At 68.7% G+C, this 13,110-nt stretch carries 13 protein-coding genes; 5 read left to right on the top strand and 8 right to left on the bottom strand.

The window, feature by feature from the left end:
- Positions 1-43: 43 nt before the first annotated feature.
- Entirely contained in the window at positions 44-841 is a 798-nt protein-coding gene (locus tag ABIA38_RS34510) for a phosphatase PAP2 family protein (protein WP_424642873.1), read from the bottom strand.
- A gap of 183 nt (positions 842-1,024) precedes the next feature.
- Here ABIA38_RS34510 and ABIA38_RS34515 point away from each other — a divergent pair, with 183 nt between their 5' ends.
- Both ABIA38_RS34515 and ABIA38_RS34520 read left to right on the top strand, forming a co-directional pair.
- A complete protein-coding gene (locus ABIA38_RS34515; RefSeq protein ID WP_424642874.1) occupies positions 1,025-2,161 on the top strand; it encodes a phosphotransferase family protein in 1,137 nt (378 codons plus the stop codon).
- A gap of 243 nt (positions 2,162-2,404) precedes the next feature.
- On the top strand, positions 2,405-4,672 hold the full coding sequence (locus ABIA38_RS34520; RefSeq protein ID WP_424642875.1) for a RelA/SpoT family protein: 2,268 nt from the start codon (positions 2,405-2,407) through the stop codon (positions 4,670-4,672).
- A gap of 158 nt (positions 4,673-4,830) precedes the next feature.
- On the opposite strand, the gene ABIA38_RS34525 is transcribed toward ABIA38_RS34520, so the two are convergent.
- Complete coding sequence (locus ABIA38_RS34525; RefSeq protein ID WP_424642876.1) at positions 4,831-5,712, bottom strand: TetR/AcrR family transcriptional regulator; 882 nt, start codon at positions 5,710-5,712, stop codon at positions 4,831-4,833.
- 120 nt (positions 5,713-5,832) lie between these two features.
- On the opposite strand from ABIA38_RS34525, the gene ABIA38_RS34530 reads away from it, so the two are divergent.
- On the top strand, positions 5,833-6,303 hold the full coding sequence (locus ABIA38_RS34530) for a hypothetical protein (RefSeq protein WP_424642877.1): 471 nt from the start codon (positions 5,833-5,835) through the stop codon (positions 6,301-6,303).
- A gap of 256 nt (positions 6,304-6,559) precedes the next feature.
- On the opposite strand, the gene ABIA38_RS34535 is transcribed toward ABIA38_RS34530, so the two are convergent.
- The 4 genes from ABIA38_RS34535 to ABIA38_RS34550 form a co-directional block, all read right to left on the bottom strand.
- Positions 6,560-7,030 (bottom strand): MarR family winged helix-turn-helix transcriptional regulator, encoded by a 471-nt coding sequence (locus tag ABIA38_RS34535; RefSeq protein ID WP_424642878.1) that lies wholly within the window; start codon positions 7,028-7,030, stop codon positions 6,560-6,562.
- 204 nt (positions 7,031-7,234) lie between these two features.
- Positions 7,235-8,014 carry a phosphotransferase family protein gene (locus tag ABIA38_RS34540; RefSeq protein WP_424642879.1) on the bottom strand — a complete coding sequence of 260 codons (780 nt, stop codon included), beginning with the start codon at positions 8,012-8,014 and terminating at the stop codon, positions 7,235-7,237.
- A 210-nt stretch (positions 8,015-8,224) separates the two neighbouring features.
- Positions 8,225-9,013: a phosphotransferase gene (locus ABIA38_RS34545; protein ID WP_424642880.1), complete on the bottom strand. Its 789-nt coding sequence runs from the start codon at positions 9,011-9,013 to the stop codon at positions 8,225-8,227.
- A gap of 246 nt (positions 9,014-9,259) precedes the next feature.
- Positions 9,260-9,553 (bottom strand): hypothetical protein, encoded by a 294-nt coding sequence (locus tag ABIA38_RS34550; protein ID WP_424642881.1) that lies wholly within the window; start codon positions 9,551-9,553, stop codon positions 9,260-9,262.
- Between the two features lie 423 nt (positions 9,554-9,976).
- Here ABIA38_RS34550 and ABIA38_RS34555 point away from each other — a divergent pair, with 423 nt between their 5' ends.
- Complete coding sequence (locus tag ABIA38_RS34555; protein ID WP_424642882.1) at positions 9,977-10,849, top strand: helix-turn-helix domain-containing protein; 873 nt, start codon at positions 9,977-9,979, stop codon at positions 10,847-10,849.
- Entirely contained in the window at positions 10,846-11,043 is a 198-nt protein-coding gene (locus tag ABIA38_RS34560) for a DUF397 domain-containing protein (RefSeq protein ID WP_424642883.1), read from the top strand. Before ABIA38_RS34555 ends, ABIA38_RS34560 begins: the two co-directional genes overlap by 4 nt.
- Positions 11,044-11,254: 211 nt before the next feature.
- Here ABIA38_RS34560 and ABIA38_RS34565 read toward each other — a convergent pair whose 3' ends face one another.
- Together ABIA38_RS34565 and ABIA38_RS34570 are read right to left on the bottom strand one after the other, a co-directional pair.
- A complete protein-coding gene (locus ABIA38_RS34565; RefSeq protein ID WP_424642884.1) occupies positions 11,255-11,947 on the bottom strand; it encodes a TIGR03668 family PPOX class F420-dependent oxidoreductase in 693 nt (230 codons plus the stop codon).
- A 178-nt stretch (positions 11,948-12,125) separates the two neighbouring features.
- Positions 12,126-12,983: an enoyl-CoA hydratase-related protein gene (locus ABIA38_RS34570; protein ID WP_424642885.1), complete on the bottom strand. Its 858-nt coding sequence runs from the start codon at positions 12,981-12,983 to the stop codon at positions 12,126-12,128.
- Positions 12,984-13,110 lie beyond the last annotated feature (127 nt).

The following is a 13,110-nucleotide window of genomic DNA, read 5'->3' on the forward strand; positions in this document are numbered from 1 at the left end:
TCGTTTTAAGTTCAGCGGAGTGCTGTTATTGGGGGGCGGGGTTTTATTTTGTTTCGATCGGCGGAGTGGCTTTATTCGACGCTTCCCGGCGCATCGCCACCCCGTCGCGCAGTCGATCGAGACCGCGCAACAACCACGGCGAGGCGAGCGCGCCCAGGCCCATCACCGCGAGGCCCGCGAGCACGTCCGCCAGGTAGTGGTTCGCCGTGCCGAGCACCACCACGACCACCAGGAGCGGGTACAGCACGCCCAGCCCGCGCAACACCCGACCGCGCCCGAGCCGCCACAACTGCCACCCGCACCACGCGGCCCAGCCCACGTGCAACGACGGCATCGCCGCGTACTCGTTGGTCATGTGCTCCATCCCGCGCGGCGCACTCGCCCCGTCCCCCCACCAACCCCAGGACGCGAAGTGCGCCATGGTGTCGGTGAAACCGCCGATCATTCGCGGCGGCGCGGTGGGGAAGAGCATGAATCCGGCCAGCGACACCAGTGTTGCGATGGCCAGAGTGGTGCGCGCGCCCCGATAGTGCTCGGGCCGCCGGCGCCACAACCAGAACAACACCAGCGGGGTGATCACGTAGTGCAGCGTCGCGTAGGCGTAGTCGCAGACCACGCCGATGAACACATGGCTGGACACCACCTGGTTGAGCACGTGCTCGGGATCCAGGTGGGTCAGCGACTCCACGTGCAATATTCGCTCGGCGTTGCGCAGCGCGGCGTCCACGTCGCCGCGGACCACAAGCCGGCTCAGCGAGTACGCCTCGTACAGCACCGCGATCAGCAGCAACTCGATCCACCAGCGCGGGCGCGAGCGGACCGTGGCGGGGGTTGACGACATCCGTCCAGTTTGCAACACGTGTGAGCCGGGCCCCGCATCGCGTCGGGGTGAGCGGGCCGGCGGCCCCGCCGTTCCCGGCCACACCCGGCTTCCCGGCCATTGATGACACGTGTCACACGTGATAGAACGTGTTTCACTTTTCTGGCGGCGGCAGGGCAGCCGCCGTGGATACCGGAGGTTGTCGTGGCCGACCCCGACGAGGTCACCCGTCCGCAGACCAGTACGCGCGACCTGGCGACGGTGCACGACCAACTGCTCGCCTGGCTGACCGGCCGGCTGCCCGAGGGCGCCGAGCCGGAGGTCTCCGAACTGGCCGCCCCCTCCGGCAACGGCATGTCCAGCGAGACGCTGCTGTTCGACGCGACCTGGACGACGGCCGGCGGCCGGCACACCGAGCGCTGCGTGGTGCGGATGCGCCCGTCGATGGACGCCAAGCCGGTGTTCCCGACCTATGACCTGGACAAGCAGTTCAAGGTGATGACGCTGGTCGGGGAGCGCTGCGCGATCCCGGTGCCCACGCTGCTGTGGAACGAGCCGGACGCCGGCCCGCTGGGCGCCCCGTTCTTCGTGATGCGCCGGGCCGAGGGCGCCGCGCCGCCGGACGTGATGCCGTACACGATGGACGGTTGGCTGCTCGCGGCCACGCCCGAGCAGCAGCGCCGGCTCCAGAGGGAGTCGGTGGCCATCGTCGCGGCGATCCACGGGATCGAGGCGAGCGCCGACGAGATCGCCTTCCTGCAATACCCGGGCCCCGGGGAGAGTGCGCTGCGCCGGCATCTGGACGACCTGCGCGCGTGGTACGAGTGGGGCATCGAGGGGCAGCGCGTCCCGCTCCTGGACCGCGCGTTCGCCTGGCTGGAGGACAACTTCCCGGCCGAGACCGGCCCGGATGTGATCAGTTGGGGCGACGCCCGGATCGGCAACATCCTCTACGTCGACTTCGCGCCGACCGCCGTCCTGGACTGGGAGATGGCCGCGGTCGGCCCGCGTGAGCTGGACCTCGCCTGGATGATCTTCATCCACGCGTTCTTCCAGGACATCGCCACCCGCTACGGACTCCCGGGCCTGCCCGACCTCATGCGCACCGAGGACGTGTGCGCGCAATACGAGCGGCGCACCGGCCACGCGCCGCGCGACATGCGGTACTTCGAGATGTACGCCGCGGTCCGGCACGGCGTGGTGATGGCCCGCATCGCGCACCGCCAGTGGCACTTCGGCGAGCGTGAGCAACCCGCCGACCCGGACGAGACGGTGCTGCACCGTGGGTTGATCGAGGCGATGCTCGCGGGTACGTACTGGGAGCGCGCGCAGGGAAACTGACGCCCAGTCACCACTACTTGTGCGCCCGTCGCGCGACCGGCGCGCTCCGCGAGCCCGGTGGGTGCGCGTCCGGACAAGATCCCGAGGGGTTAGGCTGGCCTCTTCACCATCATCCGACGCGGGCTCCGTGACCCGTGCGGGTGATCGTGTGTGACGGGCGACATCACGCGGACACCGTCCGTGTTGTTGTCGGTAGCATGAATCACCGGGGGCGACTCCGGGGGTAGCTGCCGGAGGTGCCGCATGACGATCGGGGGACTCGACCCGCCGGCCGGTGCGGGTGTGCCCAAGGGTGCACCGCGAGCCGACGGTGCCGGTCCGAGCCGGAGCATGTCCGACCGGGTCGGACGACTGTCCCGCCGGCCTGTCCAACAACCCATCCAACGGCTCGGCCTGGCCGCGGTCACCTTCCTCACCGGAAGTCGTCGACGCACGCCGGACGCGGTCGAACCGCTGCTCCAGGTACATCGTGTGCACCACCCGAAGGCCGATGTGACGGCCATTCAGGAGGCGTACGCGGTCGCCGAGTTGTCCCATCGCGGGCAGATGCGCAAGAGCGGCGAGCCGTACATCACGCACCCGCTCGCGGTGGCCACCATCCTGGCCGAGCTGGGCGCGGACACCACCACACTGGTTGCCGCACTGCTGCACGACACGGTCGAGGACACCGACCTGACCCTGGACGAGGTCCGCGCGGCGTTCGGCGACGATGTCACCCACCTCGTGGACGGCGTCACCAAGCTGGAGCGGGTCGACCTGGGCGACCGGGCCGAGGCCGAGACGATGCGCAAGATCATCGTGGCCACCGGCCGGGATCTGCGGGTGACCGTGATCAAGCTGGCCGACCGGCTGCACAACATGCGCACGATCCGATATCGCCGCCGGGCCAGCCAGATCCGCACCGCGGAGGCCACGCAGGAGGTGTTCATCCCGCTCGCCGAGCGGTTGGGCATCCACGTGCTCAAGTCGGAGCTGGAGGACATCGTCTTCGCCACGCTCCGGCCCGAGGAGCACGCCGCGACGGCCCGCACGGTCAACGCGAGTCAGGCGGTCACCGACGAGGCCGTGTCCAAGCTGTGTACGACGGTCAAACGCGCGCTGCGCGACGCCGGGATCGAGGCGGAGGTATCGCCGCGCGCGCGGCACCACGTATCCGTACGGCGCGTACAAAAGCGGCGCGGGCGCGAGGATCTGGGTCCGTTCGACCTGTCCCGGCTGATGATCGTGGTGGACGCGGACACCGACTGTTACGGCGCGCTCGGCGTACTGCACACCTGCTGGTCGCCGATCGCGGGCGAGTTCAAGGACTACATCGCCACCCCCAAGTTCAACCTCTACCAGTCGCTGCACACCGCGATCACGCTGCCCGAGGGCGACAAGGTCGAGGCGCTCATCCGCACCCGACGCATGCATCGCCTGGCCGAGTTCGGCGTCGTCGCGCACACCGGCAAACCGGACACCGGCCCCGACGCCCCCGAGCAGCTCGCGTGGCTGCATCGGCTGCTCGCGTGGCAGGGCGGCATCCCCGACGCGCACGTCTTCTGGAGCTCGCTGACCGCCGACCTGTCGGCGGACCGCGAGCTCCTGGTATTCACCCCCGGCGGTCGCCCGCTCACCCTGCCCGCCGGGTCCACGTGTGTGGACGCGGCCTACGCGATGGGCGAGCAGACCGGCCACCGATGTATCGGCGCGCAGATCAACGGCCGCCTGGTCGCGCTGAGTTCGGTACTCGCCGACGGCGAGACCGTGTCGATCATCACCGCACCGCCGGGCGCCGCGGCGCCGTCGAAGGAATGGCTCTCGTTCGTCCGCAGCCCGCTGGCCCGGGTCGCCATCGAGGCGTGGTTGGCCAAGTATCCGCACGGCGTCGAGGGTCGCCTCGACCCGCTGCTCGCGCCGCCGCTGGGCAACCTGGCCGCGTCCGGGGAGGCCGCGCAGGGGGCGCGGGTTGGCGGGGCCGACTTTGTCCCGGCCGTCGGGGACGCCGCGGCCCAGGCCCCGGCCCGGACCCGCCGGCCACCGGCCGACCCCGCGGAGACCGCGGTCAGCGTGCCGGGCTCACCGGGCGCCCCGGTCCGGCTGGCCCGCTGTTGTACCCCGGTGCCGCCGGACGAGCTGGCGGGCTTCGTGATCCGCGGCGGCACGGTGGCCGTACACCGGGCCGACTGCACCAACGTCCAGCAGATGCGCCGCGCGGGCCGCGACGTGGTGGCCGCGTCCTGGCTGCCGCATCAGGCCGATCAGGGCTACCGGGTCACGTTGCAGATCGAGGCGCTGGATCGGCCACGCCTGCTCGCCGACGTCACCGCCGCGATCGATGCGGAGGGCGCCGACATCACCTCGGCCTCGATCGCGCCGCCGCAGCAGATGCGGGTGCGGCAGACGTACACGATCCGACTCGCCGACCTGGCCACACTGCCGAAGCTGCTGCGGGCGCTGCGCCGAGTGCAGGGTGTCTACGACGTCTACCGGGCTCGACCGCGGGTGCACCCGAGGGTGGCCGACAACTAGCGCCGGGCGCGGCGCTGGCGCCGCGTTCGGTACTGGGCCCGGTCCGGTGCCCGGTCGGTCGGCGAGGAAGCGCGGTTGCCACGTGTGGACCGTGTCGGCGGTGACCCGCAGGTCGCGGGCGTCCCCGGCGACCGGCGACCGACTCTCGGCGCCGGACACTAGCCCGGTTGGCGATGGCCGAGATTTTGCCCGGTTTCCAAGGCCCGACGGACCCCCGCCACCCGCTCGTCGTTCCATTCCACCGACGGGTCGGGCTCCAGGAACGCGAAGGCGATCCCCGCGACGCCCAGGGCGGGTTGCGACCACTCGGCCGTCCCCGACGCCCCGAAGGGATTGGCCCGGTTGCGCCGCACGACCACGTCCGGGTTGGACAGTGCCATGATGACCAGCCCCCGCAGGGTGGCACTGACCAGGCCCGTCAACGTCTCGAAGGTCGAGCCGAGTTCGGGCCGCAGCCGATAGCCCAGGAGTTCCGCCATCCGCTCGTTGGCTGCCGAGATCCGCGCGACGAACCCCTGATCCGCCGTTGCGAGGGCGGCCTGCACATCGGCCCTGAGGTCGCCGTCCGCCAGGCCTACGAACGTCGCGTGCAGTGCCAGGTACGTACGCCACTCCGTCGAGGCGTGGATCGTCTCGAAGTCCAGCAACGCCCCCTGGCGCAGCAGCTCGACGTACAGGTCGTGGCGTAGTTCCGGCGTCTTGAGCCAGTCCAGCCGCTCCAGGGCGACGCGTCTGACCAGCTCCGTCGCGGACTCCTCCGCCGCTATGCCGGCCGGGGCCAGCCCACCGGCGAGTTCACGCAGGAGGTCGCTGAAGAACAGGTCCTTGTACGGCCAGCGACGGTAGACCGCGCTGCGGGCGACGCCCGCGTCCCGGATCACGTCCTCGAAGCTGATGTGCTCCAGACTCACCGTCAGCCCGGTGCGATTGACCGAGTCCAGCGCGGCCCGCAACATGCGCTGCTCGGTCTCTTCGTCCGACAACCGGCGGCGGCGTCGGTGGGCGAGGCCGGTGGGGGCCTGGTCGTCGTTCGTCTTCAATTGCGTTGCACCTGCTTCTCGATTGAGACATGATGTCCCAAGTTTGGGATCCCAATGTTTCCCGCGCAGGCTACCAGCGCGTCGCCGCGCGAACACCCCATATCCGTGCAGGGAGATCCGATGCAATCGCAGACGCAGCGCCGAGCCACGCCGCCGTCGATCCGGAACGCCGTCACCACGATGTATGTCGGAGTGACCCTCACCCTGGTCTCGGCGGCCACCACTGTCGCCATGGCCGGTCCGCTCGGTGACCGGCTTCGGGACGTCTACCCCGACTACGACGACACGAGGCTCGAGTCGGTCAAGTCCAGTGTCCTCACCTATCTGTTCACCATCGCCACGGTCGGCATCGCCATGTGGTTGTGGATGGCGTGGGCGAGCAAGCGGGGAAAGCGGTGGACGCGCACGGTCGCGACCTCGGTCTTCACCGTGGCAAGCGCCATCTCCGTCTACAACTTCACCCAACCTCAGCCGACGCTGGTGAACCTGGCCGGGCTGCTCCCCTGCGTCGCGGGGCTCGCGACCGTCGGCTTCCTGTGGAGGCGCGACTCATCCGCCCACTTCTCCGCCGGCGGCGGTACCGCCGACTGACGGGGGTTCGTCGACGGCGGACCGTGGCGTGACTGCTCGGGTGGCGTGCGGCGCGCACGCACGTTCCGCGACGGGCACACCGATACGTGGTGCGTCGCCGACGCCACCTGGTACATCCTGGTACGTCGCCACCAACCTGCCCCGGCCGGGTGGGCCGGGCGAGAACGAGGCCCGACCCACCCGGCTGCAAGCCCCGATGAACTCGGTCGGTGCGGGCTACAGGCTGCGCTGGTACGTCCCGAACCGACCACCATCCCTAGCGTGGTTGTTGTTGTTCGGCTTCGACGGCTTCGACCGTGTCGCCGCGCAGTACGTCGTTGAAGCGGGCCAAGTGGTCGGCGAGCGCGCCCAGTTCCTCCTTGGGCCAGGCGGCGAACCGGTCCGCCATCACGGCGAGGCTGCGCTGTCGGGCGTCGGCGAGGCGGGCGTGGCCGGCGTCGGTGAGGGTGATCAGGTGTGACCGGCGATTGGTCGGGTCGGTGGTCCGGGCGATCAGGTGGGCCTCTTCGAGCGCGGTCAGCTGCCGACTGATCGTGGTCTTGTCCAGGCTGAGCCGGCAGGCGAGTTCCTTGCCGGTGGAGGTGCCGCGCTCCTCCAGGTGGGCGAGCAGGTGGTATTCCGCCTGGGTGATCCCCGCCGCGTGCAGCGGGGGAGCCATCAACAGCCGAATCAACCGGGTGGCCGCACCGACCTCACGGACCACTCGCCGCTCAACGCTGTCCGACATCGCCTTGCTCCTCAACACCGTGCACCCGAATGTGCGCCAAGAGTGCCCGAAACGGTTGCAAAACACAACAACACACACGAGCGGCGTGCCGCGGGGGTTGCCGTAGGCGCGGGGTTGCTCGGCCGGGGTGGCGAGGTGGGCGCGGGTTGGCTCGGCGGCGTACCGCCTGTTGTCCTCAACCGCCGGACGGGCTGGAGTCGGTCGTCATTGGTCCAGCAGGGTCGCCCACCGCGCGGCGTGTTCCGGGGAGTTCGCACACTCGGCCGTTGCCCCGGCGACGTACGCCCGGATGCCGGCGCGGCTCGCCATGCGCCACGCGGGGAACTGCCCGAGCCACGCTCGGGCGGCTTCGGGGGTGTGGCCGGAGAACAGCAGCCACATGTACAGCCCGGCGTACTCCGCCCACGCGGGACCGAGCACCGCGCGCCCCCAGTCGACCAACACGACCTGCCTCGTGTAGCCGGCCTGTCGAAGCATCACGTTCGACGGCACGAGGTCGTTGTGTACGAGGTGGTTGCCGGACAGCAGCGATCGTTGGTCGCCGGTGAGGTATTCGGTCCACTGGTCGGCGAGCGGCGGCAGCGCGAACCCGTGTGGCGGGCGCACCTGTTGGACGTCCCGCAGCGTCGCGGCGAGGTATCCCAGGTCGATGGACCCGGGCGACAGATCGGCGTTGCCACCCTTGACGTGGCCGAACAGGAGCAGGATCCACCCGTCCTCGGCGACGTGGGCGATCAAGGGCGCGGCGAATCGGGTCACGAGCGGGGCGACCAAGGTTTCCCGCCGGCGCTGCTCGGCCGCTTCGGTGTCGGTGCTGGGCGCGCCCTTGACGAACACCTTGCCCGTTCCCGTCGTGAGTACGGCGACGAATGCCGTCGAGCCGTGCCAGGTGGTGATGTCCTCGGTTTCGAGTACCGGCCCCGTGACCGACTCGACAGCGGACCGGACCCCGTTCGGGAGTTCCGTCCACGACTGCTGTTCCATGTGGTCCCTTCGTCGGTCACGGGGTCGGATTCCCGTTCCCCGCCTGGTCGTTCGCACCACTCCGCAGTGCTTGCAGCGGTCGGCGTGGTTGTCGTGCCAGAAATCGTGTGTGCGAACCCCGGACTGAATTGCTGAATAGCCACCGTCTCCTCCGATGCCCCGGTCGGCACTGCCGACCAGTGATCTCATGCGGGGGTCACGACCAGGGCGTCACCGTGCGAGTAGCGATTCCCATCGTTTGGCCTGGTCGGGTAGGTCCCGGGCGTTCGCTTCCGCGGTGGCCCCGGTGACGAATGCGCGGATACCCGCGTTGGACGCCGCGCGCCAGGTCGGGAACTGTCGCAGCCACGCGTGTGCGGACTCGGGGGTGTGCTCGGACCACAGCAACAGCAGGTATGCGTAGGCGAGTTCGGCCCATGCGGGGCCGATGGCGGACATGCCCCAGTCCACGAAGCGGGCACGTCCGCCGTGCCCGTCGTCTTCGATGAGGATGTTCCAGGGGTTCAGGTCGGTGTGCAGCAGGTGTGTTCCGCCGAGCAGGGCGCGTTCGCCCGGGGTGAGGTGTTCGGCCCATCGGTCGGCCAGCGGCGGCAGGGCGATCCCGTGGGGCGGTCGGATGCGGCCGGCCCGGCTCAGGGCGTGGGCGAGCGGGGACAGGTCGGCCCCACCGGGCGACACATCGGCGTACCGCCCGTCGACGTGGGCGAACAGGAGTACGTCCCACCCGTGCGGGGTGAGGTGGGCGAGCATGGTCGGGGCGAGGCGTCCGCCGACCACGGGGGCGGCCGAGGTCTCCCGCTCCTGGTGCTCGGTTGCCTTGGCGTTCGTGGTCGGCGTGGCCTTGGCGAACACCCTGCGGCCCGGTGCCCGCAGCACGGCCGTGAAGGGTGATGTCAGCCCCTCGGCGAGCGGTTCCGCCGTGTGCACCGGTCCCGTGACCGACTCGATCTCCGCCCGGACCGTGGCGGGTAGTTCGGTCCATGTCCAGCGACGTTCCATGGGTTGCCTCTCGTGTCGGTCACGGGATCGGGTCGTCTACTTCTTCCTGCGTACCGCCGGGCACTTCTTGCACCTATCGTCGCCCGACCAGCGCCACCACTCATGCGAGCAGTTCACGTTCCCGCCGGTGATCTCGTATTCGTCGTCGTCGGCCATGTGCCCTACCTCTCCTATCGGTAGTGCTCGGATGGTGCGGACCCCGCCCGGAGTTCTTCCCCGAGCATCCGGGCGGGGCGAACGTGGGGGTCAGCGCGGCGGCTCGACCCGGTACAGCTCGGATGCGCGCAACAGGTACGGCATGCCGTCGCCGCCGGCCTGCACCATGACCACCTGGTCGTTGTCGAGCCCGGCACAGTCCTCGGCCCGTTCGACCCGGCCGGCCGGGTAGGTGTCGTGGCCCGACCCGGGCAGCGGGGCGACCCAATCGCCGACGGCGTACCGCAGCGGCAAAGGGCGTTCGCGCGGGGGCAGTTCACGCGCTACGACCAGCGGCGCGGCGATCCCGTCCGGACCGACGACGAAGTCCGCTTCACGGCTCACGACAGCCTCCCCGTGCCGCAGGGAGCCCGCCGAGCGACCAGCCGGGGATACCGGGCACGAACACGGCGGATGATCCATCCCCGAACGGCGTACTGATCCGGGCTCAACGTCCGCACCACACCGGGCGGATGCGTCGACTTCGTCATGCCACTCCCTCCGAGACCATGCGCCCCGGTGCCGGGACCACGCGCGATCGAGACCGACACCGGGGCAGTTCAGGCGCGACGAAATGGCCGCTCGGCAGGGCACGGCAACTCCCAAGATCACCAATCGGTGTTGGTGATGTCGCTATCGGTAGCGTGCTCTCGTGTGAGCAATAGTGCAAGTCCCCATTTCAGATACCCTCGTTTCGGATCAGCCGATCTTGTTGAGTTCGCCCGCTGCCCGGCAGACTGCTGCCCGAGTGGGTAGACCTTGGGAGGGGTGAACGTGACCGTCAACCGCAACCCGACCGTCCGTCAGAGACGGTTGGCACGGACGTTGCGAGAGATCCGCGTCGGTGCCGGCCAAACGATTGCCCACGCGGCGAGGACACTTGCGTGCGCAGAGTCGAAGATCAGCCGCATCGAGGGCGGCCAGTCGGGCATCCGACTCGTGGACCTTCGCTTGCTCCTCGACTCGTACGGTGTCGATGACGAGGGTGTCCGTTCGCGCCTGGAGGAACTGTCGAGAGACAGTCGTCAGCGGGGCTGGTGGAACCGCTATGCCCAGGATCTCAATCCCATGTACGCCGATTACATCGCTCTGGAAGCCGATGCATCGGAGTTCCTGAGCGTCCAGCCCTTCCTGATTCCGGGGCTGCTACAGACCGAGAGTTATACCCGTGCCGTTGTCAAGGCTCAGTTGCCGGAAGTGACGGCCGACCAAGTTGATACCTTGACGCAGATTCGCCAAGAGCGCCGATCGGTCCTCACTCGGCCGGATCCGCTGACGGTATGGGTCGTCCTCTCCGAGTGGGTTCTCGGTCAAGAGATCGGCGGCCGGGCGGTCATGCAAGAACAATTGTCCTATGTGATCGAGATGGCCAACGAGCCCAACATCAACCTTCAGGTCCTTCCGAAGACCTCGGAAGCCCACGCTGCGCTGTTCGGACCGTTCGTCATCCTGACCTTCCCCGATCCCGCCGAGACCGACGTTGTCTACGTGGACAGCATGGTGAGCACCATCTACATCGAAGAGCCCGACGAAGTCGTCAGGTATTCGGCGCTTGCCCGCCGGGTTGTCGCAGATGCGCATCCGTACAAGAAGTCACTCGCGCTGATAAAGAGCGCTGCCAATGAGATGGGTTCCAAATGATCGAGAATATTCCGACAGTTGCCGCCGATCTCGCATGGCGGAAATCCTCATACTCCGGCGCGCAAAGCGAATGCGTGGAAGTTGCCCCGATCGAGAACGCGACGGCGATTCGCGACAGCAAAGACCCAAGTGTTGGAACTCTCGCAGTCAACGAAATATCGTGGGCGGCCCTGACCTCCTTTCTGTGCGCCTAGTACCTGCCAGGCACCCCGTCCAATTTCTCCCCGAGCTACGGCGCGATCCACTGCGCCCGTGAAACGCAAACGTGCCCCGACCCGAAGGCGAATGGCCAACGAGTCGGGGCATCGTTGCGAGCATCAACAGTTGTAGACACCCGCCAAAACGACTCTATGAGCCGCGCCGATTTCTTCTCTCCCTGCCGCCGCTTCGCCCCCGGGGAGGGGGTCACCCCCTGGGCCACGCACTCAGCTCGCGCCGGACTCGCGCTCGGAGCGACGCTCGGCCGCCCACCCGCCGGGGCTGAAGCCGCGCAGTCTCCCTGTTGTGGCAGCGCGCGCACAGCGGACGCATGCGGTCGGGCGCGTCGGGGTCGGTCACGCCGTGGTTGAGCAACTGCCGCCGACTGAACGGGTGATGGTCGGCAACCACCGCCGGAGCGGGTGGTGTCGTTTTCACCGCCGGAACGGCGAGCGCCACATACAGCGAGGTCACTCGGCGAAGGACCAGCCGGTCAGGCGATGAATCGTGACTGCAACCACAGGGCCCGCGGGTGCGTGCTCTCGATACTGTGGATATTTTTCCCGCAGCAACGCAACAGGCGCGGTGCAGGTCGTTCTCCCAAATCTCCGCGTGTCCGTCGGCGCGGACCCACCAGAGTTCGGACCAATCGTCAGCGTATCGGTCGACAAGAATCGATACTCGATTGTTCTCCCGAATATTACGCAGTCGACGTAGATTGGACGAAGCCTTCGGCTTGTGGTCGACGGCGAAATACAACATGCTCCCATCCGATGCGAATGTGATGGGGACCATGTGCGGCTCTCCGGAACTCGACACAGTGGCCAAACGGGCTACGCGGGATTCACGGAAGCGCAGGCATGCTTCAGCAGGATTCAGCCTCATACCGTGACGGTACATTGGCGCCGGTGCCGGCAACGATCACGAATCTCCGAAGTAAACACCGAAGGGTCCGGAACACGCTCCCGTGATCCGTGGGTCGGCTTGGTGGCGTACCGCCGGTCTTCAGGCGCCGGACGGGCCGAATTCTGCCTGCCCAAGGCGGGAGTGTTGCGGTCCGTAGGGCGGATGGCGCCGGCTACCGGATCGGCGGCAGGTCCGGGAGGTCCGTGCTGATGCGTAGGGGGAAGTCGGGGCGGCGTTTTTCGAGGAAGGCCACTACGCCCTCCTGGGCATCCGCCGAGCTGCCGGTCCAGTGCAGGGCTCTGGATTCGTGGCGGTGGGCGGTTTCCGGGTCGGGGACGGTTTGCATGTCCCACAGGAGGCGGCGGGTCAGGGCGATGGCCACCGCCGGGGTGTTTTCGGCGATTGTTCGGGCCAACTCGTGGGCGCGGGGGAGGAGTTCCGTCGGGGGGACCGATTCGCGGATCAGGCCCGCCTCCAGGGCCTCCGGTGCGGCGAAGACCCGGCCGGTGAGGCACCATTCCAGGGCCCGGTCCAGGCCCACCACGCGCGGCAGGAACCATGTCGAGCAACCGTCGGGGGTGATCCCGCGCCGGGCGAAGACGAAGCCGAACCGGGCCTGCGTGGAGGCGATCCGGATGTCCATCGGCAGCGTCATGGTCGCCCCCACCCCCACCGCCGGCCCGTTGATCGCGGCGATCAGCGGCTTCTTCGAGCGGTACAGGCGCAGTACCAGTCGGCCGCCGTCGTCGCGGAACGCCGCCGCGTCGTCCACCACGTCCGCGAACCGCTCCGCATGTACCCCGGGATCGAACGTCTCGGCGCCCATCTCCAGGTCGGCTCCCGCGCAGAAGGCTCGCCCGCTGCCGGTGAACACCACCACCCGGACCTCGTCGTCCGCGTCGGCGACGTCCAGCGCGTGGGTGATCTCCTCGCGCATCCGGTAGGTGTACGCGTTCAGCCGATCCGGCCGATTCAGCGTCACGGTCAGCACGTTGTGCTCGATCGAGGTCGAGATCTGCTCGTATTCCACGGAAGCCTCCTGCGGGACGCACACGTGCCGGCCGTTGTCCGTTCGGCCACCCTGCCGGGTGATCACGTGGAATGCCAGGGTTCCCGCGCCGCGATCTCCGCATTAGCTTTGATGGGCTCCTACCCGC

Origin of the sequence: Embleya sp. AB8 (assembly GCF_049739465.1) — a bacterium.
Taxonomy (GTDB): Bacteria; Actinomycetota; Actinomycetes; order Streptomycetales; family Streptomycetaceae; genus Embleya.

Bases quoted from the DNA above. Each gene is read 5' to 3' on its own strand.
- ABIA38_RS34510 (WP_424642873.1), bottom strand. From the start codon at position 841: ATGTCGTCAACCCCCGCCACGGTCCGCTCGCGCCCGCGCTGGTGGATC.
- ABIA38_RS34520 (WP_424642875.1), top strand. From the start codon at position 2,405: ATGACGATCGGGGGACTCGACCCGCCGGCCGGTGCGGGTGTGCCCAAG.
- ABIA38_RS34530 (WP_424642877.1), top strand. From the start codon at position 5,833: ATGCAATCGCAGACGCAGCGCCGAGCCACGCCGCCGTCGATCCGGAAC.
- ABIA38_RS34535 (WP_424642878.1), bottom strand. From the start codon at position 7,030: ATGTCGGACAGCGTTGAGCGGCGAGTGGTCCGTGAGGTCGGTGCGGCC.
- ABIA38_RS34540 (WP_424642879.1), bottom strand. From the start codon at position 8,014: ATGGAACAGCAGTCGTGGACGGAACTCCCGAACGGGGTCCGGTCCGCT.
- ABIA38_RS34545 (WP_424642880.1), bottom strand. From the start codon at position 9,013: ATGGAACGTCGCTGGACATGGACCGAACTACCCGCCACGGTCCGGGCG.
- ABIA38_RS34560 (WP_424642883.1), top strand. From the start codon at position 10,846: ATGATCGAGAATATTCCGACAGTTGCCGCCGATCTCGCATGGCGGAAA.
- ABIA38_RS34565 (WP_424642884.1), bottom strand. From the start codon at position 11,947: ATGTACCGTCACGGTATGAGGCTGAATCCTGCTGAAGCATGCCTGCGC.